The following is a 26,521-nucleotide window of genomic DNA, read 5'->3' on the forward strand; positions in this document are numbered from 1 at the left end:
GCCTGTTTCGGCCTGCCGGGCCCGGTGTGCCGATGCGCCCGGCACGCGCCCCCGCCCCGGCTCGTAGAATCGTCGCACCATGGCCTACCTCGACCACGCCGCCACCACCCCGATGCTCCCCGAGGCGGTGCGGGCGATGACCGCCCAGCTCGCCGTCGTCGGCAACGCCTCCTCGCTGCACGCCGCCGGGCGGCGGGCGCGCCGCGCCGTCGAGGAGTCCCGCGAATCGCTCGCCGCGTGCCTCGGCGCGCGCCCCAGCGAGGTGGTCTTCACCGCCGGCGGCACCGAATCCGACAACCTCGCCGTCAAGGGGCTGTACTGGGCCCGGCGCGCCGCCGACCCGGCCCGTACGCGCGTACTCGCCAGCCCCGTCGAGCACCACGCCGTGCTCGACGCCGTCGACTGGCTCGCCGAGCACGAGGGCGCGCGGGTGGAGTACCTGCCCGTCGACGCGTACGGGCGGGTCGGCCCGGAAGCGCTGCGCGCGGCCATCGAGCGCGACCCGGACGATGTGGCGCTGGCCACCGTCATGTGGGCCAACAACGAGATCGGCACGGTCATGCCGGTGCGCGAACTGGCCGATGTGGCGGCGGAGTTCGGTATCCCGCTGCACGCCGACGCGGTCCAGGCGTTCGGCCAGCTCGACGTCGACTTCGCGGCGTCCGGCCTCGCCGCCATGACGGTGACCGGCCACAAGATCGGCGGCCCGTACGGCATCGGCGCGCTGCTCCTCGGCCGCCAGTACGCCCCCGTGCCGCTGCTGCACGGCGGCGGGCAGGAGCGCCATGTGCGCTCCGGAACCCTCGACACCCCGGCCATCGCGGCCTTCGCGGCCGCCGCGCGGTACGCGACCGAGCACCGCGAGAGCTTCGCCCGCGAGGTCGGGGCGCTGCGGGACGCGCTGATCACGGCCGTACGCGCCGCCGTGCCCGACGCGGTACTCGGCGGCGACCCCGACCCGGCCGGCCGGCTCCCCGCCAACGCCCACTTCTCCTTCCCCGGCTGCGAGGGCGACTCCCTGCTGCTGCTCCTCGACGCGCAGGGCATCGAGTGCTCCACGGGCTCCGCCTGCACGGCCGGCGTCGCCCAGCCCAGCCACGTGGTCCTCGCCACCGGCACCGACCGCGAGCTGGCCCGCGGCACGCTGCGCTTCTCGCTCGGCCACACGTCCACGGAGGCGGACGTCGCGGCGGTGGCGGCGGCGATCGGCCCGGTGGTGGAGCGGGCCCGCTCGGCGGGGCTCTCGTAGCCGGGCTCTCGCAGCGCCCCGGGGCGCGGGGGCCCGTTACCCTGGACGGGCTATGACTGACTTCCCTGGTGCGCCCACTGGTCCCCGCGACGGCTCCCGGCTGCGCGTACTCGCCGCGATGTCCGGCGGCGTCGACTCCGCCGTCGCCGCCGCCCGCGCCGCCGAGGCCGGCCACGACGTGACCGGCGTCCACCTGGCGCTGTCCGCGAACCCGCAGTCCTTCCGCACCGGCGCGCGCGGCTGCTGCACGATCGAGGACTCGCGGGACGCGCGCCGCGCGGCGGACGTCATCGGCATCCCGTTCTACGTCTGGGACCTGGCGGAACGCTTCCGCGAGGACGTGGTGGAGGACTTCATCGCGGAGTACGAGGCCGGGCGGACGCCCAACCCGTGCCTGCGCTGCAACGAGAAGATCAAGTTCGCGGCGCTGCTGGACAAGGCCCTGGCGCTGGGCTTCGACGCGGTGTGCACCGGGCACTACGCCACGGTCGTACGGACCGAGTCCGGCGCCCGCGAGCTGCACCGCGCCTCCGACATGGCCAAGGACCAGTCGTACGTGCTCGGCGTGCTGGACGAGAAGCAGCTCGCCCACGCCATGTTCCCGCTGGGGGACACCCTCACGACGAAGGACGAGATCCGCGCGGAGGCCGAGCGGCGCGGGCTCGCGGTCGCCAAGAAGCCCGACAGCCACGACATCTGCTTCATCGCCGACGGCGACACGCAGGGGTTCCTCGCCCGCCACCTCGGCTCGGCGGAGGGCGACATCGTGGACGAGTCCGGCACCAAGGTCGGCACCCACGAGGGCGCCTTCGGCTTCACCATCGGCCAGCGCAAGGGGCTGCGCATCGGGACCCCGGCCCCGGACGGCAAGCCGCGCTACGTCCTGGACATCTCGCCCGTCGACAACAGGGTGACGGTCGGCCCCGCCGAATCCCTCGACGTGACCGCCCTCACCGCCATCAACCCCCGCTGGTGCGGCACCCCGCCCACCGCCCCTGGCACGTACACGGCCCAGCTCCGCGCCCACGGCGGCGAGACCGAAGTCCACGCCGAGCCGCTGAACGGCGCCGAACTGGCCGTCACCTTCACGGAACCGGTCCGCGGCGTGGCCCCCGGCCAGGCGATCGTCCTCTACGACGGGACGCGGGTAGTGGGGTCGGCGACGATCGCGACGACGCGGAGGGTCTCGGCGGCGGCTTGAGGGCGGCGACCCGTACGGGCCGTCGGCCGGGCGCACCTCAGGCCGGGCGCGGCTGGAGCAGATCCCAGCGGTTCCCGTACAGGTCCCGGAAGACGGCCACCGTGCCGTACGGCTCCCGCCGGGGAGCCTCCTCGAAGAGCACCCCGGCCGCCCGCATGCGGTCGTAATCCCGCGCGAAGTCATCGGTGGCGAGGAACATCCCCACTCGCCCGCCCGTCTGATCCCCGACCCGAGCCTCCTGCGCGGGTCCGACGGCCCGAGCGAGCAGCACCGCCGTCCCCCGCGCTCCGGGAGGCGCGACCACCACCCAGCGTTTCCGCTCGTCGACGCGGGTGTCTTCGAGGAGTTCGAAGCCGAGGGCGTCCGTGTAGAAGGCGATGGCCTCGTCGTAGTCACGCACGACGAGGGTCACGAGTCCTATGTGAGTCATCCGGGGATGATGCCTGATCCTGGTGTCGGACGCCTCGGACGCCTCGGACGCCTCGGACGCCTCGGACGCCTCGGACGCCCCGGACGCCCCGGACGGTGTTTCGGTGGTCGGTCGGCCTCGCTCTCTCGTGAGCTTGCGCCGTGAGACTCCGGTTCCTACCGTCAGCGCGTGGACATCCTCGACCGGCTCTCCGAGCTGCCGACCGAGAGCACGGCCGCCGCGGCCACCTCTCTGGAAACCATCGTCAGCCGGGCCCGGACGTCCGGGATTCCGACGGTGCTGACCGAGCACGGCGAACCGGTGGCGGCCGTGTTGTCCCGGGAGTCGTTCGAAGAGCTGGAGGCCGCCGTCGTGGCGCTGCGCCACGACGAGCATCGGCGGCAGGGGTGCCGGTTCGGCCCGGTCGAGCCGCCGCCGGGGACCGACTGCGGCTGCCGTACGACCGTAGAGCTGGACGCTGAGCAGGGGACCGTGTGACCGGGGGCCCAATGAGGCGAGGGCAGGGGCAGGGGCGGGGCCGGTGGCACTGCCCCGCCTCTGACGCGCACGGCTTCGCTCGCTGCTCTCAGCGAAGCGCCTCGGACGAGGCGACCACGGCCCGGATCAGGCGGTCGTTCTCCGGGGCGGGGCCGTTGGGGAAGGGGAAGCGGCGGCGGGTGAAGCCGTAGGCGAGGCCGTGTCGCGGGTCGGCGAAGGCCTGCTGGCCCCCGGCGCCGCTGTGGCCGAAGGCGCCCTGCCCCAGCACCGGGTAGACCTCGGACGTGGCGTGGAAGCCGACCGCGAACGCCTTGTGCACGCGGTTGACCAGGTCGTAGCCGACGGATTGGAGCTGCGCGAACGCGGCGGCGGTGGCCGGCTCCAGGAGCGGCGCGCGGCCGTCGACCTCGCTGATCGCGGCCGCGTACATCCGGGCCAGGCCGCGCGCCGAGGCCACGCCGCCCAGGGATGCGGGACCCAGGGCCCGTACCACCGGGAAGTTCGGCAGCTTCCACAGCTCCGGGTTGTCCGGGTGGTGCCGGTTGAAGGCGATGCCGGACAGGCTGTGCGCGTTCGTCGCCTCCGCCGCCCGCGCGGCCAGCCGCTCGGGGGTCGCCACCGGCGGCTCCGCGCTCAGATAGCGCGGCTCCTGGTCGGCCGGCAGCCCGAGGTGGAAGTCCACCTCGTACGCGTCGCGGACGCGCTCGGCGAAGTGCTCCTGGACGGTCCGTCCGGTGGCGCGGCGCACCACTTCGCCGCTCAGCGCCCCGATGACCAGGGCGTGGTAGCCGAACGTGCTGCCCGGCCGCCAGTACGGCCGCTGCCCCGACAGGCGCTCGGCGATTATCCGGTCGTCGGCCAGCTCGTGGAGCGTGAACCCGGCGTCCGCGCCGACCAGTCCGGCCCGGTGTGCCAGCAGTTCGCGCAGGAGAAGGTCCCCTTTGCCCACCGCCGCGAACTCCGGCCAGTACGAGCCGACTTCGCGATCCAGATCGAGTACTCCGTCCTGCACGAGGAGGGCGACGACCAGGTGTGCGGCGCCCTTGCTCGCCGAGTACGCGCCGAACAGTGAGTCGGCGGTGACATCCGGGCCGGTCCACAGATCCACGACCCGCTCGCCGTTCCGGTACGCCACCACCTGCGCGGCGTACTCGCCGCCCTCCTCGGCCGCGGCCGAGCCGAACTCGGCCCGTACGGACTCGAAGCCCTCGGCCACGGTGCCGTGTATCGCTGTGTCGTCAGTCATCGCTGTGCCGTCAGTCCTTGCTACGTCGTCAGTCATCGCTTCGCTTCCCGTCAATCCGAGCGCCGTGGTGGTCCAGACGCCGCTGTGTCCGATCTCCGTTGTGGTCCGGGCGCCGCTGTGCCCGATCTCCGTTTCTTCGGCCTCCGGTCCGGGTGTCCTAGGTCGGCCGGGGGCGTGAGGCGAGCGTAACGCAGTTAATGACCAGTGGTTACAAACTGCGCTGTGCGACGCGTCACCACGTCTCACCGTTCAGGACCCGCCGCTGGTCAGCGGCGTGCGGGGGCTCATAATCGAGGGCGAGACCCCTGCGGAAGCGAGCGATGTGGACCCGACCCTGCCCCAGCGGATGTATCTGCTCAGCCTCTACGCGGACGACGGCGAACCCGGTCTCGGCCGGTACCGCGGGCTGCTGATGCGCGCCGCGGCGCTGACCGAGCTGACCCTCGACGAACGGCTCGCGGAGGAGAGCGGCAAGGCCCTCTTAAAGCCCGTCGACGAGCCGCCGAGCGACCCCTTCCTCGCCGAAGTGCTGCGCGATGTATCGCCGGACGAACCGCGCCACTGGATGACGCTGCTCCAGAACGACGCGCACACGGCCGAGGCGGCCGTACGCGAGCACCTCGCCGAGGCCGGAGTGATCACGGTCCGCCAGGGCACGGCGCTCGGCGTCCTCCCGACGCGCAAGATCACGGTCAACACCCCTGAGGAGATACGCGGTCTGCGGGAGCGCGTGCGCAACGCGGTCATGCTCGGCCTCGACCCGGCGACGCTTCCCTTGACCGAGACGGCCACGGCCGTGCTCGCCGCCGAAGGCGAGGTCGAGAGCGTGTTCACGCTGCGCGAGCGCTGGAGGCACAGGAAGGCACTGGCCGCGCTCGGCGACCACTTCGACGGCGCCGTACCCGGGCTGCGTCAGGCGTTCCGCGCGGCGGTCGCGTCGAGCAGGGCGGCCGGGGGCGGCTGGAGTCAGTGAGGGGCGGGGTCCGGAGGGGCCCCTACAGCCGTACGGTCCGGCCGTAGGGGCCCGGCCGTACGGGACGCGGCGACCCGACCGTATAGTCGAGGCCATGGCTGACGCCGCACCCATCCGCCAGCGCCCCGCCCGCCCCGCCCGGCAGCGCCCCGGACGCCCCGCGCAGATCAGCCGGGAACGGATCGTCGACGCCGCCGTCTCGGGCGGCAACCTCGACGCGCTGACCATGCGGGAGCTCGCCGCGCGCCTGGGTGTCACCCACGGCGCCCTCTACCGCTGGGTCAAGAACCGGGACGAACTCTTCGACCTCGTCAACGAGGTCATGGTCGAACGCGTCCTCCCCGCCGAGGGCCCGCGCGGCGACGACTGGCGGCCGTGGCTGGCGCGGGTCGCCTGGGCCATGCACGACCAGTTCCTCGCCGTACCTGGCTACGCCACCCGGACCGCGCGTCCGCACCGCCACTCGGCCGCCTTCGAACGGCTCCGGGGGGAGGTCACCGCCGCGTTCACGAGCGCGGGCGTGGCGGCCGAGCAGGCCGAACAGAGCTGGTACATCTTCATCACGACCGTCGTCAGTTGGCTGGCCGTCCAGGAGAACCCCCTCGGCCTCGGCCAGGCCGCCCCCCGCTTCAACCTCTTCCTCGGCACCCTCCTGCGGGGGCTGCCGGCCCAGGAACCGGGGGTGGCCAGGGAGCCGGAGTGACGGCCGTACGTACGGGAGGGCCGCGCACACCCGCACGCGGCTACGCCCATTGGTACGCGACGCCCGGCCGTACGCGTTATACGCCCCCGTCCTCGTCCCGCCGCCCCACACCCCCTGCCGGCCTCGCCAGTTCCACCAACTCCTCGATGTTCAGCGCCGGGAGCCGCGCCAGTTCGGCGTCGGCGGCTGTCATCGCGTGCTGGTAGCCGGGATGGTCCAGGACGGCCGCCATGGCGGCGGCGATCTCGTGGCGCTCGGCGGTGATGGCTATCCGCAAACTCACGGAGACTCCAGGGGGTTCGGCCACAGCGACGGGGTTTATCGCGATCTGATCACGGTCCGTGAGGGCTGGTTTCCCTCCGTCGTCACTTGTCGGCCTCGCCCGCCCCGCGCGGATGCACATTTGCGTAATCGGCGGGACGGTTCTCGGTGACCTGCCGCGACCGCCATGATCTGCCGTGCCCTATCGCCGCGATGTTCCGCAGGGATTTCGTTCGCATTTGTGCGCCGGTTCCGGCAAAGGCCCGCCAAATCCCTGGTGTTGGCGCTCGCCCGCGATCTTGGCTGGAATTTCCCCCACCGCGCGGCGATCGGGTCACACCGTGGCGCGGCCTCATACCCGTGCGTGACGAAGGTGCCTATTCAGGCCGTAACGGCCTGTATCGGCTGTATCGGCTGTATCAGCCTGTGCTCGGTTCTTGCCTGGTCATTGCCCATGATCAACTACCTCTGGGTAGCCTGTTTCCGGGCCACGACCGCGAGCGCGCGCGACCGCCGCCGGTACCGGCTGGTGGGGTACGGGCCGGCATGGCGCGTGGCGCCGACCACAATTCGCGGAAGGGCGAGGGAACGACGATGGGGGAGCGATGACGGGGGAGAACACCAAGAAGAGCCGGCTGCGGTTTCTCCCGTACGTCATTTTCGCCGCCCTGGCGATTTGGGTGGCGGCCGAGTCCTTCCTCATAAACCATGCCCCGGACCCGGGGGCCGAGTCCCGAACCGCCCTTCAGGAGCAAGTGCTCAAGGCGGCCCGGAGCAAAGACTCCGACAGCCTGAACCAGCTCTTCCCGAAGGACGGCGTCTCGGACGATTACGCGAAGGACTATCTGGACCGGCTGGACGAGGCCGGGCCCAGTGACCTCGCGGTCTCCATTCGCGGACATGGCGACATCGAATTCCTGACACTGACCGGTAAGTCCGCCGCCGGCGACGCCATTTGCACGGCATGGCAGATCGATTCCGACGACGGCCACTGGCTCCTGGACGCGTCGCCGTCCATCAAGCCGACGCCGTGCGGGGACGGACGGTAGGGGCGTCAGGGGGCAGGCGCCGGGGCCGGTCGGCCGTACCGGGGATGGTTGGCCCGGCCGTACCGCACGACGACTGCCGTTGAAGAGACCACCGCGAACGGCGGCCAGGCCCCGCCCGCCAGTGATGCGCTCTAGGCGAAGGCGCTGACGTGGTCGGCGACGAAGGTGCCGAGGCTGCGCGGCGGCGCGCCGGTGACGGCGGCCACGTCATCGGAGAGCCACGCCGCGTCGCCGTCGGCGATCAGGCCGAACACCTGGGCGTTGGAGGTCGCGGCCGGCTCGGGAACCCCGGCCTCGATCATGGCCTCCCGGTGTTCGGCGGGGGAGAGCCGGCGGTACTCGATCTCATGGCCCAACGCGTCGGTCAGCGCCTCCGCGACGTCGTCGTACGTGATCAGCTCGGGCCCCGTCAGCAAGTAGGTGTGCCCCGCGTGCTCGGCCGGCGCGGCGGCGACGGCGGCAGCGGTGGCGGAGACGTCGCGGGAGTCGACCATCCCGAACCGCCCGTCGCCGGCCGACATCACGAACCCCCGCGTCTGCTTGATCATCGGCGCGAAGGCGAAGAGGTTCTGCATGAGGAGGTTCGGGGCGAGCAGCGTGAACGCGAGCCCGCTCGCCCTCAGATGCGCCTCGATCCGCGCGTGGTCCCGCCGCCGGTCGACCGGGGAGGACTCCGACGCCTTGTGGTTGGTGATCTTGACGACGTGCCGCACGCCCTGCCGGACGGCGCTGTCGATGGCCGCGATCTCATGCGCCGGGACGGACGTGCTGATGAGTACGACCGTGTCGGCGCCGCGCATGGCCGCGTCGAGCGTGTCCGGGCGCTCGAAGTCGCCGACGGCGATGTCGACGCCGTCCGGGAACGATCCGCCCGGCGCGCGGGACGGGTCCCGTACCAGCGCCTTGGTGGCCGCGCCGCGCTGGGCGAGCAGCCGAACGGTCTCCGAGCCGATCTTGCCGGTAGCTCCGGTGACCACGATCACGACGTTCTCCTTCGATGGTGCGGGGTGCGGAGTGCGGGGTGCGGTGTGCGATGTGGGGGTGGGGGCGCATGGGTGCGTGGATGCACGTGGGCGCGCAGTGTTGCGTGCGGTTGCGGATACAAGCCTGCACGTGGGAGGTATCGATTGTGAAGTAGGCACCGTTTGGATATATAGGTACCTGATGGATACCGAAACTGGCACCGGCCCCGGCCCCGACACGGCCCACGTCACCTATGCGAAGGACTGCCCGTCGCGCACCGTGGTCAGCGTGCTCGCGAACAAGTGGTCGCTGTACGTGCTCGGCGTGCTGGGTCGGCAGCGGCGCCCGCTGCGCTTCACCGAGCTGCGCCGGCACATCGAGGGCGTGACACAGAAGTCCCTGACCCAGGTGCTCCGCAACCTTGAGCGCGACGGGCTGGTCAGCCGTACGGTCTACCCGACCATTCCGCCCCGCGTGGAGTACGCCCTGACGGACCTGGGGGTCGAGGCCGGCGCTCTGACGACGGCGATCGCGGACTGGTCCAAGGACAACGCCGCGCGCGTCGAGGCGGCCCGCAGGACCTACGACGACAAGGACGACAAGAGGGCGGCCGCAGGCCAGGCCCCCTTCTAGCCGTCTCGGGCCCTTCCCGAATCCCGGCTTCCGGGCTCCCGGCTACTCGGCGGCCTCGGCGACCGCGCGTACGAACGCCTCCGGGTTGTCGAGCATGATGTTGTGCCCGCAGTCGGGGACGGCGACGACGGAGACGCCCGAGGCGGCCAGTTCGTCCGCGCCGGGCAGCGGCGCGTCGTCGGCCGGCAGCAGAAAGGTCCGGGGGAGCTCCAGTTTGAGCAACTGCTCCCGCATGGTGGGTTCGGACCCGGCGGCGAGGTGCACGGCGCTGCGGTGCAGCGCCACCCGCCCCGCGAGACGCATGGTGGCCCACCAGTGGCCCCCGGCCCGTTTCCGTGTCTCCTCCCAGCCGCCGCCTCTCAGGAACTCCCCTTCCGAGTACGCGGCGATGCCCCGGCTGCCGTCGGCGCCGCGCTCCGGCGTGAGGGGGTCCAGGTTGGCGTCCACGAGCACCAACCGCGAGACGAGTTCCGGGTACCGGCCCGCCAGCACGATGGCCACGGACCCGCCCATGCTGTGCGCGACCACCTCCGCGCCCGTGACACCCGCCGCGTCCAGCGCGGCGGCCAACGCGTCGGCGTGCGCCTCCAGGGTGTACCCGAACCCGTCCGGTCGATCGCTGATCCCGTGCCCGAGCAGATCCACCAGCATCGCCCGCCGGCCGGCCAGCAGCGAGTGCGCGGCGACCCCGGTGAAGTAGGGCCCGGACGAAGCCCCCAGCCCGTGCACGTAAACCCGCGCGGGGCTCTCCCCCGGCAGTTCCACCCACCGGATCCGGTCCCCTTCGGGCGTCACAACGGCACTGTGCATGAGCTGTTCCCCTCGGGCCCGGCCCGGTCCAGGGCCAAGATCGCTGAAGTGCCCGAGGCTAGTGGATGGGTCTGACAATCCCGCGGGAATCCGCGCCGGGGGCGAGGGCGAAATGTACGACCGAAATGTGAGCCCTGACGCAGGAGGCGGGGCGGGTATGTCGGGCGGGCGCGTGGACTGGGCGTGTCCCGCGCCGGTACGGACCGGCTTCCACTGGACCGCGCGGCGTGGAACCGCCTGGGGCGAAACCGGCCCTCTCGGGGGCGCCCACAGCGAAACCGGCCCCCCGGGTGTGGCCCACCGCGGAACCGGCCCTCCCGGAGGCGCCTCTCCCGGGACCGCCTCTCCCGGGACCGCCCCTCCCGGGACCGGCCCTCCCGGGAGCGGCCATTACTGATGCGTGGCGGCGGCTGGCGACAAGAGCGTGGACCATGGCCGGCCGCCGGCCCAGTCGGCGAAGCTGTGCCAGCCGACTTCGGGGTAGTCGCGCCGTAGCCCGGCGACGTCGACGTCGACGTCGAGGCCGATGCCGTTGAAGTACGCGAACATCGCGGCCAAGTCGGCGGACCGGGTACGGGCATGGGCCAGCGGAACCTCCTGGTGAGCGATCGGGCGGCCTGTCGCCGCCGTGAGGAGTTCGGCGATCCGGCGCGGCGTGCACTCGTCGGAGGCGAGGTCGATACGGCAGCCGGCGAACTCGTTGCGACGCTGCATCACCAGCGCCGCGAGCGCCCCGATATCGGTGACGGGAATGAGCGCGAGCGGCCGGTCGGCGGGCATGGGCCAGGCGAGCCTGCCGTCCCGCAGCCCGTGCAGGGCCTCGGCGGCGGGCGAGCCGGGGCGTCGGGTGCGCTCGTGGACCGGCTGGAGCGCGGCGGCTATGTGACCCGCACCCCCGACCAGCAGGACCGCCGCCGTGTACTCGTCGCCCCCGTCGCGGACCGCGTCGCCCGCGTCACCGCCGTATGGGACGACCTCGGCCAGTCCTGGCAAGCGCTCCTCGACGGCCACACCGACAGCGAACTCAAGGTGATCGCCCACCACATGCGCCGGGCCTACGAACTCGGCCACGCCCAAATGGAACGCCTCCGTTCCCTCCCGAAGCCGGACTGAGGGCCGGCGGAGGCGGGAGGCGTCGGGAGAGGCGATGGTTCGGTCAAGGCCCGGCCTACGGGAAGGGGGTTGGCCCCGCGCTCCGTGGTGGCGGCCGTGGCGCCGTCAGCGGTGGCGGCGGGTGTGCGGGGGCCGGGCCGGCCCGTCGGAGGGGGCGGGTTCGATGACGCGGGGGCGGACGTGTTCGTAGGCCATGGTCGTCTGCACGTCGGCGACCTCCCGCCGCTCGGTGAGGCGATCGATGACGAAGGCGTAGACGCCGTTGACGTCCGGGACCGCGATGTGCAGGAGGAAGTCGTAGGGGCCGGAGGTGACGAACATGGCGACGACCTCCGGCAGCCGCTGCGCCCATTCGCGGAAACCCTCGATGACCGGCCGGGCGGGGGGACGGATGCGTACCGAGATCAGCGCCTGTACGGGCCGTCCGACGGCCTCCAGGTCGAGCGCGGCGTGGTAGCCGGTGATCAGGCCCCGCTCCCGGAGCAGCCGTACCCGCTCAAGGGAAGTCGACGGGGAGACGCCCGTCTTCGCGGCCAGGTCCCGGTTCGTCTGCCGTGCATCGTTCTGGAGCTCCCGCAAAAGAGCCCTGTCCACCGAATCAAGTTCCACGATTTCACCTTTACGGCACATGATGTGCGCTGTGCAGCCGATCTGATCGCATCAATACCTAGCCTATGGCGTCATGACGCAACAAAAGCACGGGCATTTCTCGTGCCCAGGAGGAGCAGCCGTGTCCGTACCCGAACTGACCGCCGACGACATGCGGACCGACCTGTCCACCCGGCAGGCGAAGCTCAAATGGGTGATCGTGATGGACGCCGACCTGCCTGCCGGGCGGCAGGCCAACGCCGCCGCCTGCATCGCGGCCGGCGTAGGCCGGCACCGCCCCCAACTCTTGGGCGCTGATGCCGAGGACGCCGACGGGTACCGCCACCCGGGGCTGCCTTGGGCCGGTTGCTCCATCCTGGCCGCCGACACCGCGACGCTGAGCGCCCTGCGCGCCAAGGCGGCCGAGAAGGCGGACGTACTCGTCGTCGACATGCCGGAGAACGCGCAGAACGTCAGGGTTTACGACCAGTACCTGGAGCAGATCGCGGGGACCAAGGCCGCGGATCTCACCTACTGCGCCGTCAGCCTCCTCGGCCCCCGCAACCGCGTCGACAAACTCGTGGGGAAGCTCCCGCTGCTCCGCTGATCACCGACCGCAGGAGGCCGGCCTGCCTGCGCCTATGTCTATGCCTATGCCTATGCCGATGCCTGCGCCTACGGCAAGCGGGGCCGTGTGCCTGCGCCTACGGCAAGTGGGAGGCTGCGCCTCCGCCTACGCCCACGGCAAGCGGGGGACTGTGCTCCCGCCTACGGCAGGCGCAGGCCGGTCAGGAGGAGTTCGACCATGCGGCGGGCGTCGTACCGCGGCTCGTCGGCGCCGATGCAGAGGTTGCCGACGCCGAACATCAGCTCCAGGGCCGCGATGTCGGAGCGGATCTCGCCCGCCTCGGCGGCGGCCTTGAGCAGGCCTGCGCAGACCGGTACGAGGCGGTCGAGGAAGTAGGCGTGCAGAGTCGAGAAGGTGGGGTCGTCGGAGCGCAGCGCCTCGGCCAGGCCGTGCTTGGTGACGAGGAAGTCGACGAAGAGGTCCACCCACCGCGTCAGGGCGGTGTACGGCGACGGGCTGTTCGCCAGCAGGTGGGGGCCCGCCTCGGCGCATGCCTCCACCTGGTGCCGGTACACGGCGACGACCAGGTCCGCCCGGGTGGGGAAGTGGCGGTAGATCGTGCCGACCCCGACGCCCGCCTTGCTCGCGATGTCGCGCACCGGCGCGTCGACGCCGGAGGCGACGAAGGCCGCCGCGGCCGCTTCCAGCAGGGTCTTCTCGTTACGCCGGGCGTCGGCGCGCTTCCGAGGCGCCGGTGATCCTGATGCGTTGCCGCTGCTGCCGGTCACTGCGCTGAAACTCCCATTCGCTCACCCCTTGCCAATCGGAACCAGGTTCCGTATATTTCAAATCGGAACGCGGTTCCGTCTGGCCATGATGGCAGATGGCGGGCCGGCTGTCCCGTGCCCAGTTTCGTACGTCGCTCAGGCTTCTTTCGAGGAGGGGTGGCCTTGTTTCTTTCACGGAGTGCGCTGCTTCTCGCGAGCAGGCTCCCGCTCCCGTTCCTACTCTGCTGGGGACTGGGACTGGGACTGGTGGGGCTCGGGTTCAGTGCCGACATCGGCATCGTCATCGGACTTGGCATCGTCATCGGATTCGGCATCGGACTCGGGCTCGGTCTGAGGCCCGGCGTCGGCGGCGCTGGGCGCCGATGGCAGATCCCGTGGCCGCACGGTCATCCGGATGCCGTCCTTCGCCCACAGTACGAACCGCTCCACTGGCGTCACCTCGTGCCCGGGCGCGGGCCGAAAGCGCAGGCGCTTAAGGAGGACGGCCAGGACGAGCTGGGCCTCGACCGTGGCGAGGGCCGCGCCCTCGCAGCCGCGCGGACCGATGCCGAAGGGCACGTACGCGAGCCGCGGGCGCTTGGCCACCTCCTGCGGCGTGAACCGCTCAGGGTCGAACCGCTCCGGCTCGGGCCAGTAGCGGGGGTTCAGGTGCACCGCCCAGAAGGGGTAGAACACCGTGGTCCCGGCGGCGAGTTGGTACGGGCCGAGGGCCATGTCCTCGGTCGTCTCACGCGCGCCGTACGGGCCCGGTGGGAACAGTCGCATCGACTCCTTGAGCACCATGTCCAGGTACGTGAGCAGGCGCAGGTCGCCGTAGTCGGGCGCGGCGCGCCCGCCGAGCACGTCGTCCAGTTCAGCGGCCACGCGGTCCGCCGCCTCGGGGTGGCGGCCCAGCAGATGCAGCGTCCACGACACGGCGACCCCGGTGGTGTGATGCGCGGCGAGCAGCGTCACCATCACCGTGTCCCGGATGCGCGCCGGGCTCTCTCCGGCCTCCACCATCGCGCCGATCAGGTCGCTGCGGTCCGTACGCCCGCTGGTGCGGTGCGCAGCCACTACACGGTCGACCGTGTCCCGCAGAAACGCGAGCGCCTCCTCGGCCCGCTCCGCCGAGCGCGGGTCCTCGCGGGGCACCTGGTAGAGGCGTCCAAGGTGCTCGGTGAGCACTGCCTCGAACGCCGCGACGAGGCGATCGGCGTCCGGGCCGCCGCTCGCGTCAGCGCCGGCACCCCCGACCGTAGGGGCACCCCTGTCGGTACGGGCGACCCTGACCGTACGAGCGCCGGTGTCCATACGGGCGCCCGGGCCCGTACCGTCGCCCGGGCCTGTACCGCCGTCCGGGCCCGTACCGCCGTCCGGGCCCATACCGTCGTCCGAGTCCGTACGGCCGTCCGCGCCGCCGAACGCGAATCCGCAGATCATGCGGAGCGACAGCGCGGTCAACTCCTTCTGCAACTCGATGGGTTCACCGCCGCCCCGCTCGGCCCAGCGATCCGCGACCTCCTGGGCCAGCTCCGTGAAGCGGGCGAAGTGTCGCTCGTGGGAGGGGCGTCCGGCCAGTACGGAGAGGAGGAGCCGGCGCCACGGGGTGTGCTCGTCGGCGGGGAGTACCTGGAGGTTGCCCGCTTCGCACAGCGGGTCCAGGAAAGCGAAGAGTTCTTCGGGGCGCTTGTCGATGTGCGCCGTGGCTTCGAGGAGTACGGGATCGGCGACCGATACGGCCGTGTCCGCGCCCGGAAGCTGGAAGCGTACGACGGGGCCGTACGTGTTGTGCAGGAGCAACTGGTACCGGTGGAGCCCACCCGCCGCGGCGACGGCGCCCCGTCCGCCGTCCTCCTGACGCTCGGGTCCGGGAATGCGCATGCCGGTGCCTCCTGTCCGGGGCCCGCCCGTGTCTGTGCCGACGGGCCTCGCAGCCCGGCCCGTACCCGCCAGTCTGCCCCGGTGCGCGCCTTCCGTCCCGCGGCGTGCCGCCCCGCCGCCCGTACGTGCCAGACTCGGCCTGAAGGGTCCGGCCGGGCGGCGGGAGCGCCGGCGGGCTGTCCGACGGCCCGCCTGGTCTGTCCGGCGGCCGGAACGGGGAGGTCCCATGGGCGGGGGCGATCCGCACATCCATGTCGAGACGAACGTGGTCCGCGCCGAGGCCGCTACCCGCGATGTGCTGGCTGCCACCTTCGGCCTGGTCGGCGATCTGCCGAGCGTCGTCACCACCGGTTGCGGGCTGCGCGTGCCGTACGCCATGACCTCGTCGCGCCCCGACCGCGTCACCTGTCTCGCCTGTCGGGAATACGCGCACCACACGCACCTGCGCTTCGCGGGGGAGGTCGAACGACTGAGCCGTATGCCTGGGTCGATCTTCAGCCCAGCTCAGGGAAGGCTGGCCGCAGAGCGGCACCGCGCCCTCGCGCGGGAGTTCTCCGACGGGGAGGGATAAGCGGCGACCGGCGTCAACTCCTAGTAAGAAAGGGGTGTTTCACCACACCAGTCAGTGGGAGGAACCGGCAGCGACTCAGCGAGCCGCGGAGCGGTCGAAGGCGCGGCGGTAGGCGGTGGGGGTGGTGTCGAGGGCGCGCCGGAAGTGCAGGCGCAGATTGGCGGCGGTGCCGAGCCCGCAGTCGCGTGCCACCCGGTCGATCGGGTGGTCCGTGGTCTCCAAGAGTTCGCGCGCCTTGCCGAGACGGGCGTTGAGGAGCCACTGCAAGGGGGTCGTGCCCGTCTCCTCGGTGAAGCGGCGCATGAAGGTGCGCTGCGAGAGGCCGGCGTGCCGGGCGAGTACGGGCAGGGTGAGCGGTTCGTCGAGCCGGTGCAGGGCCCAGCCGCGGGTGTCGGAGAGCGAGGTCTTGCCGGCGACCGGGACTGGGGCCGGCACGTACTGGGCCTGCCCGCCGTCGCGGTGCGGAGCGGCCACCAGCCCGCGGGCGATCTCGTTGGCCGCACCCGCGCCCAGGTCGCGGCGGACGATGTGCAGGCACAGGTCGATGCCGCAGCAGACGCCGGCCGAGGTGAGCACGTCGCCCTCGTCGACGTAGAGCACGTCGCGGTCGACCGTGACGGCCGGGAAGTCCCGTTCCAGGTCGTCGATGTGCTTCCAGTGGGTCGTGGCGTGCAGCCCGTCCAGTACGCCCGCCGCGGCCAGCACGAAGGCTCCCGTGCAGATCGACACCACGCGCCGGCCTCGGTCGCGGGCCTCGGCCAGGATGTCGAGCACGGCGTCCGGCGCCCGGACGAGCGGATCGTAGCCCGGCACGATCACGGTGTCGGCGGCGCGTACCTGCTCCATGTCCCCGTCGGCGACCAGGGTGAAGCCCGCGGTGGTGGCCGCCTTCTTGCCGGGCGCGCACACGGTCATCTCGTAGGGGGTCTCGGGGCGGGAGTTGAAGATCTGCGTCGGGATTCCCAGGTCGAGCGGGGTGACCCCGTCCAGCGCCAGGACCGCGACTCGATGAGTTGCCATGGCAATATCCTAACGAAGAGAGGTATTTTTGCCTCTCGCCAGGTCAGCGGCGTGCGGCCAGGCTGAAGGCATGACCGAATCCCCCTATGCGGCGCCCGCCGACATGATCGCGCTGCCGAGCACGCCGCTCGCCGGCGCCATCGTGAACCTCGTCCGGCCGGTGGCAACGCCGTCCGTGTTCAACCACAGCATCCGCACCTATCTGTTCGCGCGGTTCGTGGCGCCCCGCCTCGGCCTGGTCGCCGGCGACGACTACGACGACGACCTGCTGTTCGCCGCGTGCGCGATGCACGACCTCGGCGTGGCGTCGGACAGTCCGCACCGGGAGCGGTTCGAGGTCGAGGGGGCCGACCGGGCCGCCGCGTTCCTCACCGAACGCGGAGTGTCCGCGGCCGACGCCGACCAGGTCTGGCAGGCCATCGCCCTGCACACCTCGCCCGGCATCGCCGAACGCCGCGGCACGCTGTGCGTGCTCGTCCGCGAAGGGCTTGCCCTCGACTTCGGCGGCCCCATGGGCCCCGGCCACATCGCCGCCGTCACCGACGAGCAGGCCGACGCCGTGCACGGCGCGTACCCGCGGCTGGACATGGCCCGCTCACTCATCGACGCGATCACCGCGCAGGCCGCGAAAGACCCGAAGAACGCGCCCCGTTACACCATCCCCGGCGAATTCCTCCGCGAACGCGAGACGTACGGCCGTACCCGGATGGAACAGGCCTGCCGCTCGTCCCGCTGGGGCAACTGAAAGGACATACCGCAATGACCACCCACACCGTCGAGGTCCCCGAGGGCAACGCCGTCTTCGGGACCACCACCAGTGCCTTTGCGAGCTTCGGCTATTCCGCGGCCGTTCGCGCGCACGGCCTCCTGTTCATCGCGGGAACAATCGGCCGCCGCGCCGACGGCACCATTCCCGAAACCATCGAGGAGCAGACCGAGATCGCCATCCGAAAGATCGAGGAGATCCTCCGGCTGGAAAACCTCGACCTATCCGCCCTCGTCGACATCACCAGCTACCACGTCGACATCCACCAGCACCTGTCCGGCTTCTCCGAGGCCAAGGGGCGCCTGATCAAGGCGCCATTTCCCACCTGGACGATCATCGGAGTCACCGGCCTGGCCAGCCCGGGCCTCCTTGTAGAAATCCGCGCCACCGCCGCCTACCCCGACGCCAGTCGGTAGCCCACCCCTGGGCCCGGCCCGGCCGGGCCCAGGGCCCGTCACGTCGGCCGCCGTGTCGGCGCTTTCGCCCGCCCCCTGGGTCAGGACCCCTGTCAGGGGCGCGGCACCCGGACGTTCCCGGCCTTGATGCCGAGCACGAGCGTGCTGAGCGCCGCGCGGTTGGTCGAGACCACGTTCGCGGGGGTTTCACTTTCTCGAAGGGCTGCGGTGCTTCCCGTTGCCGCGATCTCGATGCAGTTGTTGCCTCCCTCAAGTCCAGCCGTGCGCGGAAGTTGGCGAGTTGGGCGGGGGAGTCGAAGAACTCGCCCGCTCGTCAAAGCGCGCCCCACTCAAGGAGGCGCCTCGGGAGGACTGAAGATGTTCCGGATTCCCCGCACGCCGCCGATCACCCTGTCCCCATCCCGTTCACCGAACCCTGGCAGTACGAGCTGGGGTTTCCGTGTGATCCGCGGGGGCCGCGCATTGCCAGGGACGCGCTGCGGGCGATCTTGGACGCGCATGAGCTGGCTGAACTCCGTTACCGTGCGGAGCTGTTGACGTGTGGTGGCCGACCGGTGGGGCGCGTGTGCCATAGGGGGCGGGGCGGATGGGCCCGGCGGCAAGACCGTCTGGTTCGAACTCGCCCTCGCCGGCGGCCCGGTTCCTCCCGGCCCTGCCCTCTCCTCCGCCCTCGCCGCCTGAGGGGCTTGGCCCTGTCGGTCGTACATCGGTGGGTATCGGGGCGGCGTCGGTCGGCTGTCGGGATGGAGTCCGAACCTTGCCGGAGAGCCTGCCGGGCGACCGCCCGGCCGGTGTGCGACAGGCAAGGGAGCACGCATCACATGACCACTCACGTCACGATCATCGGCGCCGGGCTCGGCGGGCTCGTGCTGGCCCGGGTGCTGCACCTGCACGGTTTTCCCGTCACGGTGTACGAGGGGGAGGCGTCGCCCACCGCTCGTACGCAGGGCGGGATGCTCGACATCCATGACTACAACGGCCAACTCGCCCTCCAGGACGCCGACCTGATGGAGGAGTTCCGCGGCATCATCCTGGAGGGCCGCCAGGCGCTGCGGTTCGTCGACCGGGACGGGAACGTCCTGCTGGAGAAGGCGGACGACGGTACGGGCGGCCGGCCCGAGGTGCAGCGGGCCGAACTGCGGCGGATTCTGCTCGAATCGCTGCCGGACGGCACCGTTCGCTGGGGGCACAAGGTAAGCGGCGTCCGCTCCCTCGGCGCGGGCGCCCATGAGGTGACCTTCGCCGACGGCTCCACCGTCACCACGGATCTGCTGGTCGGCGCGGACGGCGCCTGGTCCAAGGTCCGGCGGCTGCTCTCCGATGCCACGCCCGCGTACTCCGGCCGGTCCTTTGTCGAGACCTACCTGTTCGATGTCGACGCCCGCCACCCCGCCGCCGCGAAGATGGTCGGCGGCGGAACGTTCGGGGCGATCGACTCGGGCGAGAACAGCGGCGACGGCGATAGCGGCGGCAACGGCGGGAACAGCGGGAACGGTGCCGGGATCGTGGCGCACCGGGAGAGCGGCGCGACCATCCACACGTATATAACGCTGGCGAAGCCGCTGGACTGGTTCGCCGCCATCGATTTCACCGACCCCGACGCGGCCCGCGCACGCGTCGCGGCCGAGTTCGACGGCTGCGCCCCAGAGCTGACCGCGCTGATCACCGACGCCGACACCGCGCCCGTACTCCGCCCGCTCCACGCCCTGCCGGTCGGCCACCGCTGGGACCGGGTGCCGGGAGTGACGCTGGTCGGCGACGCCGCCCACCTCTCGGTCCCCGACGGCGAAGGCGCCAACCTCGCCATGCTGGACGGCGCCGCCCTCGGCCGGGCCCTCGCCGCGCACCCGGGCGACGTCGAGGCCGCGCTCGCCGCGTACGAGCGGGAGCTGTTCCCCCGCAGCGCCGCCGCCTCGGCCGCCGCCGTCGCGCTCAACAGCGCCACCTCCCAGGAACTGTTGGCCGCCCTCACCCACGGAGACGGCGAGTCCCGGTGAACCGCCGGCGGGGGAGGCCGCGGCGGGCCGCCCGACGCCCCCCGCGGCCGGTGTTCCGCGGCCCGCGCCCGGTGTTCCGCGGCACGTGGCCGGCGTCGCGTCGCCCGTGATCGGTGTTCCGTAGCCGCCCCGGAGGTTTCATTGGTGCGTCCGGCGCTTAAAGTCGCATGGCCATACCAGAAACGGCATGGACATTTCGCTGTCCTGAAAGGGGACCGATGTGAGTACTGATGTGATGTCGTCCTTTCACCACGAGCTGATACGCCGCAACCCGGGCGAGCCCGAGTTCCACCAGGCCACGCTGGAGGTCCTGGAGACGCTGGCGCCGGTCCTCGCCGCGCGGCCCGAGATCGCCGCGGCCAAGCTGGTGGAGCGGATCTGCGAGCCGGAGCGGCAGATCATGTTCCGGGTGCCGTGGCAGGACGACGCCGGGGAGATCCACATCAACCGGGGCTTCCGCGTGGAGTTCAACAGCGCCCTCGGCCCGTACAAGGGCGGACTGCGCTTCCACCCCTCGGTCAACCTCGGCATCGTGAAGTTCCTCGGCTTCGAGCAGATCTTCAAGAACGCGCTCACCGGGCTCAACATCGGCGGCGGCAAGGGCGGCAGCGACTTCGACCCGCACGGTCGCTCCGACGCCGAGGTGATGCGGTTCTGTCAGTCGTTCATGACGGAGCTCCACCGCCACCTCGGCGAGCACACGGACGTACCGGCCGGCGACATCGGCGTGGGCGGCCGGGAGATCGGCTTCATGTTCGGCCAGTACCGCCGCATCACCAACCGCTGGGAGGCCGGCATCCTCACCGGCAAGGGGCTCCAGTGGGGCGGCTCCCACGCCCGTACGGAGGCCACCGGGTACGGGAACGTGCTCTTCACCGCCGAGATGCTCAAGCAGCGCGGCGAGGACCTCGACGGGCAGCAGGTCACGGTCTCCGGCTCCGGCAACGTGGCCATCTACACCATCGAGAAGGCCCAGGCGCTCGGCGCCAACGTGCTGACCTGCTCGGACTCCGGCGGCTACATCGTGGACGAGAAGGGCATCGACCTCGCCCTGCTCAAGGAGATCAAGGAGGTCGAGCGCGGCCGCATCAGCGAGTACGCCGAGCGGCGCGGCGCCTCGGCCACGTACGTGCCGGGCGGCTCCGTCTGGGACGTCCCCGCCGATGTCGCGCTCCCCTCGGCCACCCAGAACGAACTCGACGGCGACGCCGCCCGGACGCTCGTACGCGCCGGGGTGAAGGCCGTCTCCGAGGGCGCCAACATGCCGGCGACGCCCGAGGCGGTCACCGTGCTGCGGGAGGCCGGCGTCGCGTTCGGGCCGGGCAAGGCCGCCAACGCCGGCGGCGTCGCGACCAGCGCGCTGGAGATGCGGCAGAACTCCGGGCGCGAGTCCTGGACGTTCGAACGGGCGGAGGGCGAGCTCGCGGAGATCATGCGCGGCATCCACGCCACCTGCTTCGAGACCGCCGAGCGGTACGGCGCGCCGGGCGACTATGTCGTGGGCGCCAACATCGCCGGGTTCGAGCGGGTCGCCGACGCGATGCTGGAGCAGGGCCTCATCTGATCAGCGAGCGGTACAGCGGTACCGCGATACCGCGATTCAGCTAGAACGTGCAGATCTGTACAGAGCCGTGCAGAGCCGCACAGACAGGAATGAACCAAGCCAGGGGCCGCAGCCCTTGTCGCCCGCAAAGGCGGGGGCGGCAAGGCACGAGCCGCGCGTACCGTGGCAGCCATGAATATCTGCGTCTTCTGTTCCGCCGCCGACCTCGACGACCGCTACACCGCCCCCGCCCGTGAATTCGCCGAGCTGATCGGCAAAGGGGGCCACACCATGGTGTGGGGCGGGTCCGAGTCCGGCCTGATGAAGGTCATGGCGGACGGGGTGCAGGACAACGGCGGGAAGCTGGTCGGCGTCTCGGTGGAGTTCCTGGCCGCCAAGGCGCGCACCAACGCGGACGAGATGATCGTCACCAAGGACCTCGCGGAGCGCAAGGCGCTGCTGCTGGCGCGCGCGGACGCGATCGTGATCATGGTGGGCGGCACCGGCACGCTCGACGAGGCGACCGAGATCCTGGAGCTGAAGAAGCACGGGATGCACAGCAAGCCGGTGGTGCTGCTGAACGCCGCGGGCTTCTACGACGGGCTCAAGCAGCAGTTCCAGCGGATGGAGGAAGAGGGCTTCCTGCCGATCCCGCTGACGGAGCTGGTCTTCTTCGCGGAGGACGGCGTGGGGACCATGGCGTATCTCGAAGAGTCGGCCGGAGTCCAGTAGGACCCGTAAGGCAAAGTGGGCCCCATGAGTACGCACATGATCACTGGGGCCGGCTCGGGCATCGGGGCGGCCGTCGTCGAGAGGCTGCTGGCACGCGGCGACGAGCTGTACCTGTTCGCACGCGACGCGGGGCGGGCCAAGGAGCTCGCGGAGCGCTTCCCCGGCGCCCGTACCCTCGTCGCCGACCTGGGCAACCCCGACCGGCTCTCCTGGGCCCTCAGCCAGCAGACGCTCCCCGACCGCGTCGACACGCTGCTGCACGTCGCGGGCGTCGTGGACCTCGGCGGCATCGGCGAGCTGAGCACGAAGGCCTGGAACCGCCAGCTCGCCGCGAACCTCGTCTCCCCGGCCGAACTGACCCGCCTCTTCCTCCCCCAGCTCCGCATCGCCCAGGGCCACGTCCTCTTCGTCAACTCCGGTGCCGGCCTCAGCGCGGGCCCCCAGTGGGGCGCGTACGCCGCCAGCAAGCACGGCCTCAAGGCGCTCGCCGACTCGCTCCGCGCCGAGGAGCACGGCAACGGCGTGCGCGTCACCTCCGTCTACCCGGGGCGCACCGCCACCGCGATGCAGGAGAAGGTGCACCAGCAGGAGGGCAAGGAGTACCACGCCGAGCGCTGGATCGACCCGGAGTCGATCGCCAAGACGATCCTGCTCTCCATCGACCTGCCCCGGGACGCGGAGATCAACGACATCACGGTGCGGCCGGGGCGCTGAGGGCCGCGTCCTCGAACGGGCGGGTACGCGCCACATGAACGCGTACGCGCTACATGAACACCGCCACGTACACCGCCAGGAAGCACACGATGACCGCCAGGAGCGCGGTGAGGACCGCCATGGACGCGGCCGCCGCGCGGAGCATTCCGGAGTTGTCCGGCTGGAGGGCGGTGGCCTGCTCGGGCTGGTCCGGTAAGTAGCGGACGGTGAGGGTGTCGCCGGCCATCACCGAGGCCGGGCTGCCCGTCTCCTCGAAGCGCACCGGGCGGCCGTCGTGGGTGCGGTACTCGTACACGTGGTGGAGGACCGCCGGGCCGCCGTCGCCGCCGCGGCCGGTGGCGTACGCGCGCAGGCAGCGGCCCTGGGCGGTGAGCCCCGTGCGCCAGAGCGTGGTGAGGCGGCGGCGCCGTTCGGCGACCCTGCCGATGCCGTAGAGCGCGAGGCAGGCCATCAGCGCGGGGATGGCGAGCACGAGTGCGCTGGACAGGAAGGACATGGCACACACCTCCGGTTTCTGGGACGGAGACTCCGCCCGGGCCGTCGCGGTTCCCGCGTGCTCGTACTCTCGTACCCTTCCGGGGTGAGTGAGAAGAGCGAGAAGAGCTGGGCCGCGGGCGTGGCGACGGGCGTCGGATCGATGCCCGGCGACGACGCGCGGGAGGCCGCGAAGACCGTCACGGGGTCGCTGGAGGCGTTCCCCTTTCTGCCGGAGCTGCCCGCGCGGGGGCCGGGCGCGGACATGATCGGGCGGACCGCGGGGCTGCTCGTGGAGGTGTACGCGCACGTCGAGCCCAGCGGGTGGCGGATCAGCGACCGGCCGGGGCGGGACACCCGGCGGGCGGTGTCGTGGCGGGGCGAGGACCTCGACGCGCTGGAGGAGTTCACGCAGGGGTACGAGGGGCCGCTGAAGGTGTCGGCCGTCGGCCCGTGGACGCTGGCCGCGGCCCTGGAGACGCGCGGCGGCGAGGCGGCGCTGCGCGATCCGGGGGCGTGCCGGGACCTGACGGCGTCGCTCGCCGAGGGGCTGCGGGCCCACCTCGCGGAGGTGCGGCGCAGGGTGCCCGGCGCGCGCGTCGTGCTCCAGCTCGACGAGCCGTCGCTCACGGCGGTGCTGACCGGCCAGGTCCGTACGGCCAGCGGCTACCGCACCCACCGGGCCGTGGACCGGAGCGTGGTGGAGGGCGCGCTGCGGGACGTGGTGGCCGCCGCCGGGGGCGCGCCGGTCGTCGTCCACTCGTGCGCGCCGGGCGTGCCGTTCGGCCTGCTGCGGCGGGCCGGGGCGGCGGGCGTGTCGTTCGATTTCTCGCTGCTCACCGAGCGTGAGGAGGAGGCGATCGGGGAGGCTGTGGAGGGCGGCACGGCGCTCTTCGCGGGTGTGGTGCCGGGCACTGACGGCCCATTGTCGGACCCTGCCGGTAGCGTCATGGGTGTCAGGACGCTGTGGCGCAGGCTGGGGCTGGCACCGGGGACTCTCGCGGAGTCCGTCGTGGTCACCCCGGCGTGCGGGCTCGCGGGCGCTTCGCCCGCATATGCCCGTACGGCCCTCGCACACTGCGTCAAGGCGGCGAGATCGCTCGCGGACAACCCTGAGTGACGGCGCTCTTGGAGCAACGGGAGGACGAGACGGTGGCAGGCGAACAGGACGCAGCGGTACCCGCGGAAGCGCGGGAGAAGCACGCGCGACTCGCTGAGCAGATCGAGGATCACCGCTTCCGGTACTACGTGCGGGACGCCCCGGTCGTCAGCGACGCCGAGTTCGACAAGCTGCTGCGCTCCCTGGAGGCGCTGGAGGAGGAGCATCCGCAGCTTCGGACCCCGGACTCGCCCACGCAGAAGGTCGCGGGCGCCTACGAGACCGACTTCGCCACCGTCGAGCACCGTGAGCGGATGCTCTCCCTGGACAACGCCTTCGACGACGAGGAGCTGGCGGCCTGGGCCGAGCGCGTCGCCAAGGAGGTGGGGGAGGGGACGCCGTACCACTTCCTGTGCGAGCTGAAGGTCGACGGCCTCGCCGTCAACCTCACCTACGAGCACGGCCGGCTCACCCGCGCCGCCACCCGCGGCGACGGCCGTACGGGCGAGGACATCACGCCCAACGTCCGGACGATCGACGAGATCCCGCACCGGCTGACGGGGGACCGCGTCCCGGAGCTGGTCGAGGTGCGCGGCGAGGTCTTCTTCCCGATGGAGAAGTTCGAGGAGCTCAACGCCCGGCTGGTGGAGGCCGGCAAGCCGCCCTTCGCCAACCCGCGCAACGCGGCGGCCGGCTCGCTGCGCCAGAAGGACCCGAAGATCACCGCGACCCGCCCGCTGCACATGGTGGTGCACGGCATCGGCGCCCGCGAGGGCTTCGACATCGACTGCCAGTCGCACGCGTACGACCTGCTGCGCGAGTGGGGGCTGCCGACCGCCAAGCACAACCAGGTGGTCGACTCGCTGGCGGGCGTGCGGAAGTTCATCGCGCGGTTCGGCGACACCGAGACCCGGCACTCCATGGAGCACGAGATCGACGGCGTGGTCGTCAAGCTCGACGAGATCCCCCTCCAGGGGCGGCTGGGCTCCACCTCGCGCGCCCCGCGCTGGGCCATCGCCTGGAAGTACGCGCCGGAGGAGGTCAACACCAAGCTGGTCGACATCCGCGTCGGCGTCGGCCGCACGGGCCGTGTCACGCCGTACGCGGTGGTGGAGCCGGTCACGGTCGCCGGCTCCGAGGTCGAGTTCGCGACCCTGCACAACCAGGACGTGGTCAAGGCCAAGGGCGTCCTGATCGGCGACACGGTGGTGCTGCGCAAGGCGGGCGACGTCATCCCCGAGATCCTGGGGCCCGTCGTGGACCTGCGGGACGGCAGCGAGCGGGAGTTCGCGATGCCCGCCGAGTGCCCGGACTGCGGCACGGCGCTGCGCCCCGCCAAGGAGGGCGACATCGACCTCCGCTGCCCCAACGCCCGTTCCTGCCCCGCCCAGTTGCGGGAGCGCGTCTTCTACCTGGCGGGCCGCAAGAGCCTGGACATCGAGAACTTCGGCTATGTGGCGGCCACCGCCCTGACCCAGCCGCTGGAGCCCTCGGAGCCGCCGCTGAAGGACGAGGGCGACCTCTTCGACCTCACCGTCGAGGAACTGCTGCCCATCAAGTCGTACGTGCTCGACCCGGACAGCGGGCTGCCCAAGCGCGACCCGGAGACGGGCGAGGAGAAGATCGTCACGTTCTTCGCCAACCAGAAGGGCGAGCCGAAGAAGAACACCCTCTCGATGCTGGAGAACATCCAGGCCGCCAAGGAGCGGCCGCTGGCCCGGATCATCACGGGGCTGTCGATCCGGCACGTGGGGCCGGTCGCCGCGGAGGCGCTGGCCCGCGAGTTCCGGTCGCTGGACCGGATCGCGGAGGCGAGCGAGGAGGAGCTGGCGGCCACCGAGGGCGTGGGCCCGACCATCGCCGCGTCCGTGAAGCAGTGGTTCGCGGAGGACTGGCATGGCGCGATTGTGGAGAAGTGGCGCGCCGCGGGGGTACGCATGGAGGAAGAGGCAGGGGACGATGAGGGTCCGCGGCCGCTGGAGGGCCTGACCGTCGTCGTCACCGGAACGCTCCAGTCGTACACGCGGGACGGCGCTAAGGAGGCGCTTCAGAGCCGGGGGGCGAAGGTGACCGGTTCGGTCTCGAAGAAGACCGATTTCGTGGTCGTCGGCGATAACCCTGGATCAAAATATGACAAGGCGATGCAGGTGAAGGTGCCGGTACTGGAGGAGGACGGCTTCGCCGTACTCCTCGAACAGGGGCCGGACGCCGCGCGCGAAGCGGCCGTGACCCCGCCCGAATAGACCGACCGAATAGTCCGATCAGGAGTCCCGG

The 26,521-nt window shown here is 71.6% G+C and carries 31 protein-coding genes; 19 read left to right on the top strand and 12 right to left on the bottom strand.

What is annotated here, in order from left to right:
- Positions 1–79 precede the first annotated feature (79 nt).
- Positions 80–1,249 (top strand): cysteine desulfurase family protein, encoded by a 1,170-nt coding sequence (locus tag IF55_RS15060; RefSeq protein ID WP_030884533.1) that lies wholly within the window; start codon positions 80–82, stop codon positions 1,247–1,249.
- Between the two features lie 52 nt (positions 1,250–1,301).
- On the top strand, positions 1,302–2,450 hold the full coding sequence (gene mnmA / locus IF55_RS15065; RefSeq protein ID WP_048831990.1) for a tRNA 2-thiouridine(34) synthase MnmA: 1,149 nt from the start codon (positions 1,302–1,304) through the stop codon (positions 2,448–2,450).
- Between the two features lie 37 nt (positions 2,451–2,487).
- Here mnmA and IF55_RS15070 read toward each other — a convergent pair whose 3' ends face one another.
- Entirely contained in the window at positions 2,488–2,880 is a 393-nt protein-coding gene (locus IF55_RS15070) for a VOC family protein (protein ID WP_030884537.1), read from the bottom strand.
- Between the two features lie 168 nt (positions 2,881–3,048).
- Here IF55_RS15070 and IF55_RS15075 point away from each other — a divergent pair, with 168 nt between their 5' ends.
- A complete protein-coding gene (locus IF55_RS15075) occupies positions 3,049–3,357 on the top strand; it encodes a type II toxin-antitoxin system prevent-host-death family antitoxin (protein WP_030884539.1) in 309 nt (102 codons plus the stop codon).
- Between the two features lie 88 nt (positions 3,358–3,445).
- Here IF55_RS15075 and IF55_RS15080 read toward each other — a convergent pair whose 3' ends face one another.
- The gene (locus IF55_RS15080) at positions 3,446–4,603 is read right to left on the bottom strand and encodes an EstA family serine hydrolase (protein WP_030884542.1); all 1,158 of its coding nucleotides are present in this window, start codon (positions 4,601–4,603) and stop codon (positions 3,446–3,448) included.
- A 274-nt stretch (positions 4,604–4,877) separates the two neighbouring features.
- On the opposite strand from IF55_RS15080, the gene IF55_RS15085 reads away from it, so the two are divergent.
- Positions 4,878–5,576 (top strand): GOLPH3/VPS74 family protein, encoded by a 699-nt coding sequence (locus IF55_RS15085; protein ID WP_211269992.1) that lies wholly within the window; start codon positions 4,878–4,880, stop codon positions 5,574–5,576.
- A 94-nt stretch (positions 5,577–5,670) separates the two neighbouring features.
- On the top strand, positions 5,671–6,279 hold the full coding sequence (locus IF55_RS15090; RefSeq protein ID WP_048831991.1) for a TetR/AcrR family transcriptional regulator: 609 nt from the start codon (positions 5,671–5,673) through the stop codon (positions 6,277–6,279).
- 76 nt (positions 6,280–6,355) lie between these two features.
- Here the strand turns inward: IF55_RS15090 and IF55_RS15095 are convergent, their stop codons facing one another.
- The gene (locus IF55_RS15095) at positions 6,356–6,562 is read right to left on the bottom strand and encodes a hypothetical protein (RefSeq protein ID WP_157854408.1); all 207 of its coding nucleotides are present in this window, start codon (positions 6,560–6,562) and stop codon (positions 6,356–6,358) included.
- A 583-nt stretch (positions 6,563–7,145) separates the two neighbouring features.
- Here IF55_RS15095 and IF55_RS15100 point away from each other — a divergent pair.
- Positions 7,146–7,589 (top strand): hypothetical protein, encoded by a 444-nt coding sequence (locus IF55_RS15100; RefSeq protein ID WP_030884551.1) that lies wholly within the window; start codon positions 7,146–7,148, stop codon positions 7,587–7,589.
- A 131-nt stretch (positions 7,590–7,720) separates the two neighbouring features.
- Here IF55_RS15100 and IF55_RS15105 read toward each other — a convergent pair whose 3' ends face one another.
- A complete protein-coding gene (locus tag IF55_RS15105) occupies positions 7,721–8,572 on the bottom strand; it encodes an NmrA family NAD(P)-binding protein (protein ID WP_030884553.1) in 852 nt (283 codons plus the stop codon).
- A 181-nt stretch (positions 8,573–8,753) separates the two neighbouring features.
- On the opposite strand from IF55_RS15105, the gene IF55_RS15110 reads away from it, so the two are divergent.
- A complete protein-coding gene (locus IF55_RS15110; RefSeq protein ID WP_037965635.1) occupies positions 8,754–9,185 on the top strand; it encodes a winged helix-turn-helix transcriptional regulator in 432 nt (143 codons plus the stop codon).
- Positions 9,186–9,227: 42 nt separating this feature from the next.
- On the opposite strand, the gene IF55_RS15115 is transcribed toward IF55_RS15110, so the two are convergent.
- Both IF55_RS15115 and IF55_RS15120 read right to left on the bottom strand, forming a co-directional pair.
- The gene (locus IF55_RS15115) at positions 9,228–9,995 is read right to left on the bottom strand and encodes an alpha/beta fold hydrolase (protein ID WP_030884557.1); all 768 of its coding nucleotides are present in this window, start codon (positions 9,993–9,995) and stop codon (positions 9,228–9,230) included.
- A 390-nt stretch (positions 9,996–10,385) separates the two neighbouring features.
- On the bottom strand, positions 10,386–10,775 hold the full coding sequence (locus IF55_RS15120; RefSeq protein ID WP_051776175.1) for an NmrA family NAD(P)-binding protein: 390 nt from the start codon (positions 10,773–10,775) through the stop codon (positions 10,386–10,388).
- Positions 10,776–10,850: 75 nt separating this feature from the next.
- Between IF55_RS15120 and IF55_RS15125 the strand changes: the two genes are divergently transcribed.
- Positions 10,851–11,108: a helix-turn-helix domain-containing protein gene (locus IF55_RS15125; protein WP_051776176.1), complete on the top strand. Its 258-nt coding sequence runs from the start codon at positions 10,851–10,853 to the stop codon at positions 11,106–11,108.
- Positions 11,109–11,213: 105 nt separating this feature from the next.
- Here IF55_RS15125 and IF55_RS15130 read toward each other — a convergent pair whose 3' ends face one another.
- Complete coding sequence (locus tag IF55_RS15130) at positions 11,214–11,738, bottom strand: Lrp/AsnC family transcriptional regulator (protein ID WP_037965637.1); 525 nt, start codon at positions 11,736–11,738, stop codon at positions 11,214–11,216.
- A 100-nt stretch (positions 11,739–11,838) separates the two neighbouring features.
- Here IF55_RS15130 and IF55_RS15135 point away from each other — a divergent pair, with 100 nt between their 5' ends.
- A complete protein-coding gene (locus IF55_RS15135) occupies positions 11,839–12,303 on the top strand; it encodes a DUF2000 domain-containing protein (protein ID WP_211269993.1) in 465 nt (154 codons plus the stop codon).
- Positions 12,304–12,464: 161 nt separating this feature from the next.
- On the opposite strand, the gene IF55_RS15140 is transcribed toward IF55_RS15135, so the two are convergent.
- Entirely contained in the window at positions 12,465–13,052 is a 588-nt protein-coding gene (locus IF55_RS15140) for a TetR/AcrR family transcriptional regulator (RefSeq protein WP_030884570.1), read from the bottom strand.
- 216 nt (positions 13,053–13,268) lie between these two features.
- The gene (locus IF55_RS40590; protein WP_245661206.1) at positions 13,269–14,915 is read right to left on the bottom strand and encodes a cytochrome P450; all 1,647 of its coding nucleotides are present in this window, start codon (positions 14,913–14,915) and stop codon (positions 13,269–13,271) included.
- A 226-nt stretch (positions 14,916–15,141) separates the two neighbouring features.
- Between IF55_RS40590 and IF55_RS15150 the strand changes: the two genes are divergently transcribed.
- Entirely contained in the window at positions 15,142–15,486 is a 345-nt protein-coding gene (locus tag IF55_RS15150) for a hypothetical protein (protein ID WP_030884577.1), read from the top strand.
- A 75-nt stretch (positions 15,487–15,561) separates the two neighbouring features.
- On the opposite strand, the gene IF55_RS15155 is transcribed toward IF55_RS15150, so the two are convergent.
- Positions 15,562–16,506 carry a GlxA family transcriptional regulator gene (locus tag IF55_RS15155; protein ID WP_030884580.1) on the bottom strand — a complete coding sequence of 315 codons (945 nt, stop codon included), beginning with the start codon at positions 16,504–16,506 and terminating at the stop codon, positions 15,562–15,564.
- Positions 16,507–16,576: 70 nt separating this feature from the next.
- On the opposite strand from IF55_RS15155, the gene IF55_RS15160 reads away from it, so the two are divergent.
- Complete coding sequence (locus tag IF55_RS15160) at positions 16,577–17,251, top strand: HD domain-containing protein (protein WP_030884583.1); 675 nt, start codon at positions 16,577–16,579, stop codon at positions 17,249–17,251.
- A 14-nt stretch (positions 17,252–17,265) separates the two neighbouring features.
- Positions 17,266–17,688, top strand: coding sequence for a Rid family hydrolase (locus IF55_RS15165; protein WP_030884586.1), 423 nt, complete (start codon positions 17,266–17,268; stop codon positions 17,686–17,688).
- Positions 17,689–17,780: 92 nt separating this feature from the next.
- Here IF55_RS15165 and IF55_RS37195 read toward each other — a convergent pair whose 3' ends face one another.
- Positions 17,781–18,017, bottom strand: a complete 237-nt coding sequence (locus IF55_RS37195; protein ID WP_245661207.1) for a DUF397 domain-containing protein — start codon at positions 18,015–18,017, stop codon at positions 17,781–17,783.
- 211 nt (positions 18,018–18,228) lie between these two features.
- Here IF55_RS37195 and IF55_RS40595 point away from each other — a divergent pair, with 211 nt between their 5' ends.
- From IF55_RS40595 to IF55_RS15185, 5 genes are all read left to right on the top strand, one after another.
- Positions 18,229–18,369 (top strand): hypothetical protein, encoded by a 141-nt coding sequence (locus IF55_RS40595; protein WP_245661208.1) that lies wholly within the window; start codon positions 18,229–18,231, stop codon positions 18,367–18,369.
- A 140-nt stretch (positions 18,370–18,509) separates the two neighbouring features.
- A complete protein-coding gene (locus tag IF55_RS15170; protein ID WP_030884590.1) occupies positions 18,510–19,685 on the top strand; it encodes an FAD-dependent oxidoreductase in 1,176 nt (391 codons plus the stop codon).
- A gap of 235 nt (positions 19,686–19,920) precedes the next feature.
- The gene (gene gdhA, locus IF55_RS15175; RefSeq protein WP_030884593.1) at positions 19,921–21,249 is read left to right on the top strand and encodes an NADP-specific glutamate dehydrogenase; all 1,329 of its coding nucleotides are present in this window, start codon (positions 19,921–19,923) and stop codon (positions 21,247–21,249) included.
- A gap of 171 nt (positions 21,250–21,420) precedes the next feature.
- The gene (locus IF55_RS15180) at positions 21,421–21,960 is read left to right on the top strand and encodes an LOG family protein (RefSeq protein ID WP_030884596.1); all 540 of its coding nucleotides are present in this window, start codon (positions 21,421–21,423) and stop codon (positions 21,958–21,960) included.
- Between the two features lie 24 nt (positions 21,961–21,984).
- Complete coding sequence (locus IF55_RS15185) at positions 21,985–22,674, top strand: SDR family oxidoreductase (protein WP_030884599.1); 690 nt, start codon at positions 21,985–21,987, stop codon at positions 22,672–22,674.
- A 49-nt stretch (positions 22,675–22,723) separates the two neighbouring features.
- Here the strand turns inward: IF55_RS15185 and IF55_RS15190 are convergent, their stop codons facing one another.
- Positions 22,724–23,170 (bottom strand): DUF3592 domain-containing protein, encoded by a 447-nt coding sequence (locus IF55_RS15190; RefSeq protein ID WP_051776177.1) that lies wholly within the window; start codon positions 23,168–23,170, stop codon positions 22,724–22,726.
- Between the two features lie 84 nt (positions 23,171–23,254).
- On the opposite strand from IF55_RS15190, the gene IF55_RS15195 reads away from it, so the two are divergent.
- Positions 23,255–24,268 carry a methionine synthase gene (locus tag IF55_RS15195; protein WP_030884606.1) on the top strand — a complete coding sequence of 338 codons (1,014 nt, stop codon included), beginning with the start codon at positions 23,255–23,257 and terminating at the stop codon, positions 24,266–24,268.
- 32 nt (positions 24,269–24,300) lie between these two features.
- The gene (gene ligA, locus IF55_RS15200) at positions 24,301–26,490 is read left to right on the top strand and encodes an NAD-dependent DNA ligase LigA (protein ID WP_030884608.1); all 2,190 of its coding nucleotides are present in this window, start codon (positions 24,301–24,303) and stop codon (positions 26,488–26,490) included.
- The last annotated feature ends 31 nt before the right edge of the window (positions 26,491–26,521 follow it).

The organism is Streptomyces varsoviensis (assembly GCF_000718635.1).
In the GTDB taxonomy this organism is placed as follows: Bacteria; Actinomycetota; Actinomycetes; order Streptomycetales; family Streptomycetaceae; genus Streptomyces; species Streptomyces varsoviensis.